This is a genomic window from Nitrospira sp. BLG_2, assembly GCF_049222245.1.
The window spans coordinates 1-3,095 of sequence record NZ_JBLYIG010000436.1 but is presented as its reverse complement, the minus strand read 5'-3'; the positions used below and the strand labels follow the sequence as shown (position 1 = coordinate 3,095).

Sequence of the window (3,095 nt, the reverse complement as noted above, 5' to 3'; positions counted from 1 at the left end):
ATACAGAATGTACAAGGAACAAGGGCCACCGTTTGTCCCTAAGTATCTGAACTTACTCGCCACCGGCGGATCTCAATCACCCCAAGATATTCTCAGCAAATTGGGCGTGGATATGGCATCCGCAGCCTTTTGGCAGTCAGGATTCGATACCATTAAGGACATGGTGCAGCAGCTGGAAGAGACTCTCTCGTAGCTACCTCATTGATAAATAAAGCCGGCAACTGGCGTTTTACCGGCCCATGAGAAGACTTGACAGAATCGTTCTGCAATGGCACAATGATAATGCTTCTCATAATCGGCGAATGGTGAATTGAATGTTCATGTGTTTGTGTCGAGGAATTACTGAGTCGGATGTTCGCGATGCCGGGCGAGCGGGGCTTGTCATGCCCTGTCAACTCAAGTCAAAATTTGGACTCAAGCAAAGCGGCAACTGTGGGCGTTGCGCAAAAAACATCCAGGAGTTCGTCCAACTCGCTGTCCAAGGGGCATCGGCCAGCACTGTTGACGGTAGGTAAACTTCCCCTCCTCACCGTTTGTCATGAGGAAGAGTCCGCGCACTCTTTTCGTGAACAATAATTCAACGTGGAGAACCGCTCTTGATGAACTTCGTCACATCGGCGACACGTCGGCCTAAGGCTTTGGCCTCTGCAAGCTCTTTATCATCGATTCCCGGGCTCTCACCCTCGGTTGTGGCAGACGCTCCAAAGGCTCCACCCCCGCTCACCACAATCATCTGATTTCCCAACATCGCGGCGAGGATGGTCAACATCGTCATCTCTTTCCCGCTCGAGATTTGCCCTCCCGTGGCAAAGGCGGCCCCTATTTTGTTTTTCATCTTGAATTCTGGGAAGACACCAAATTTGAACTGCCAATTGTCGAAGAAAGCCTTCACTTCTCCGGACATGTTAGACCAATAGACAGGAGAGCCGACCACAACCGCATCAGCGGAAAACAGATCTTCCGCGGTTACTTGCCCGACGCGCTTCAAAACAATCTGAGCTCCAGAGACCGACTTCGCTCCTGCCGCCACCGCTTCGGCCATGCGCTCGGTGTTTCCCGAGAGCGAATGGTAAGCCACGAGGATCTTGATCGCAGGCGATGATTCATCAGCCCAGGACCACGACACGCAGCCGGTGCCAAGCGTCATCAACGTCAATGCAACGGCCAGGAGATGCCGTGATTCATTCGGGGTATGAGTCTTGTTGAAGTATGGTGACACAACGTTACGGTCCGGATGGAACGAATATGAAGGACTAACGCCGAAACGTCTCTTCATCCATATGTTCCTCAACCGACACTTCCGTCAGCGTTCCACGGTAGGTACAGCGGTGGCATCGGATCCGCCACTCTTCAATCCATTTCTCTTGGACGTAAGATTGGCGACATCCAGGACAGACAAACACGCCTTTTTTATATAACACCCGTCGTTTTTCCTGCATGGTCTCCTCTTCCTCGGCGTACCGCAGGATGGCACATTGCCTAAAAGGATTGCAAGATTGATGGAGAAGAACGCTCTCTGACCGCTACGACCGCAATACGTTCCTTGACTGAGGTAAGCTGGATAGCTACGATGCGCTCCATGCATTTCGGAAATTCAACTTTCTTCTCTCTGTCCATAGCGCTTCTTGGGTCACTCCTCTTCGGCATGCCGATATCCAATGCCGCTGGCGGAGAGCTCATCCCTATTCAGACTCCTTCGGGCGTCACAATCCATGCCGAGATCGCCGATACGCCGCTGAAGCGCTCGGTCGGTCTGATGTATCGGGATCACCTCAAGAAAGATCATGGGATGTTATTTTTTTTCAGTCAACCGCAGGCTTGGTCGTTCTGGATGAAAAATACCAAGATCGCACTCGATCTGATTTGGCTGGACGCCAACAAACGGGTCACCCATATCGAGCGCAATGTGCCGACTTGCACGAAGACCGACGACTCTTGTCCGCAATACCGCCCGAACAGCGATGATGCGATATACGTGCTCGAAATTACCGGCGGTACAGTCGAACGGTACCAGATTGAGAAAGGAACAAAACTGCTATTCGGCCAACCCTAGCATCTTCTCGCGACACGCATCTTTATGATCGTTCCTGCCAGGACCGAACACGCCGTGCCGTAATGACACCGCCTATCCGTTCAATGGTTTTCAGCACACGATTCAGATGAGCCGTGTCGGCGATTTCGACGACAAAATCCAGCTCCGCTTTCCGGTCTTCCCGAGTGATGATTTCGGCTCGGCTGATATTCGCTTTGCATTCGGCGATAGCTGAGGAGACGTTCGCCAACACTCCCGTCTTGTCCTCCGCGATGACGGCTATTTTAACCGCATGCTGGCTCGGCGTAGCCGTATCCCACTCCACTTCCACCAAACGTTCTCGATCATAGTCCAATGCTTCAAGGTTGGGACAATCGACCGAATGGATCGTGAGACCCCTTCCTCTCGTGATGTATCCCAAGATCTTGTCGCCCGGAACAGGGTTACAGCATCGCGACAGTTGCATCAACAGATCGCGCCCCCCCTTCACTTGGACGCTCGGCTCCCCTCCTCTCCTGCCGATGACCTTGGGGGCACTCGCAGGTTGGGACTGAGTCGGAGTACCGGCGGAGATTGGAGCCGTCAACCGTCCGATGAGTTGAGCCGTTGCGCGGTGGCCGAATCCAACGGCCGCAGCAAGCTCGTCAACCGTTGCATAGCCTTCTTGTTTAGCCATTTCGAGCAGGGCATCCGACTTTAAGACTTGCGACGGAGCCATGCCATGGCGACGAATCTCTGTTTCGAGCAACCGCCAACCGATCTCCAAACTGCGTTTCTGTTCCTCCGCTTTGATCCAATGTTTAATCTTCGTCTTCGCCCGTGACGTGCGTACGAACTTGAGCCAATCTTTGTGCGGAGTCTGATTCGGAGATGTCAGAATTTCGATGGTGTCGCCGCTCGTCAGCTCATGCTTGAGCGGAACGATCTTCCCGTTGACCTTCGCCCCGACACAGTGGTCGCCGACTTCCGTGTGAATCGCATAAGCGAAATCTACCGGCGTGGCCCTTTTAGGCAGTTCTTTGACGGTTCCCTTGGGCGTAAAGACGTAGACCACGTCGTGGAA

Annotated in this window: 5 protein-coding genes and 1 pseudogene; 3 read left to right on the top strand and 3 right to left on the bottom strand. The window is 53.2% G+C overall.

Translation table 11 applies throughout. From position 1 onward, the window contains the following. Nucleotides 1-193 (top strand): annotated as a pseudogene (locus tag ACOSYY_RS11965) (M3 family oligoendopeptidase); the annotation flags it as partial. 121 nt (nucleotides 194-314) lie between these two features. After that, nucleotides 315-515, top strand: coding sequence for a (2Fe-2S)-binding protein (locus tag ACOSYY_RS11960; protein ID WP_421662621.1), 201 nt, complete (start codon nucleotides 315-317; stop codon nucleotides 513-515). A 62-nt stretch (nucleotides 516-577) separates the two neighbouring features. On the opposite strand, the gene ACOSYY_RS11955 is transcribed toward ACOSYY_RS11960, so the two are convergent. After that, on the bottom strand, nucleotides 578-1,276 hold the full coding sequence (locus ACOSYY_RS11955) for a flavodoxin family protein (protein WP_421662620.1): 699 nt from the start codon (nucleotides 1,274-1,276) through the stop codon (nucleotides 578-580). Beyond that, complete coding sequence (locus ACOSYY_RS11950; protein ID WP_421662619.1) at nucleotides 1,254-1,439, bottom strand: hypothetical protein; 186 nt, start codon at nucleotides 1,437-1,439, stop codon at nucleotides 1,254-1,256. The genes ACOSYY_RS11955 and ACOSYY_RS11950 overlap by 23 nt, the downstream gene beginning before the upstream one ends. Before the next feature lie 131 nt (nucleotides 1,440-1,570). On the opposite strand from ACOSYY_RS11950, the gene ACOSYY_RS11945 reads away from it, so the two are divergent. Continuing rightward, nucleotides 1,571-2,053 (top strand): DUF192 domain-containing protein, encoded by a 483-nt coding sequence (locus tag ACOSYY_RS11945; RefSeq protein WP_421662618.1) that lies wholly within the window; start codon nucleotides 1,571-1,573, stop codon nucleotides 2,051-2,053. A gap of 22 nt (nucleotides 2,054-2,075) precedes the next feature. On the opposite strand, the gene ACOSYY_RS11940 is transcribed toward ACOSYY_RS11945, so the two are convergent. Then, on the bottom strand, nucleotides 2,076-3,095 hold a 1,020-nt coding region (locus ACOSYY_RS11940), incomplete at its 5' end, for a TGS domain-containing protein (protein WP_421662617.1).

What these genes read in the sequence shown, in the direction of transcription:
- ACOSYY_RS11960 (WP_421662621.1), top strand. Translation starts at nt 315, where the DNA reads ATGTTCATGTGTTTGTGTCGAGGAATTACTGAGTCGGATGTTCGCGAT.
- ACOSYY_RS11955 (WP_421662620.1), bottom strand. Translation starts at nt 1,276, where the DNA reads ATGAAGAGACGTTTCGGCGTTAGTCCTTCATATTCGTTCCATCCGGAC.
- ACOSYY_RS11950 (WP_421662619.1), bottom strand. Translation starts at nt 1,439, where the DNA reads ATGCAGGAAAAACGACGGGTGTTATATAAAAAAGGCGTGTTTGTCTGT.
- ACOSYY_RS11945 (WP_421662618.1), top strand. Translation starts at nt 1,571, where the DNA reads ATGCGCTCCATGCATTTCGGAAATTCAACTTTCTTCTCTCTGTCCATA.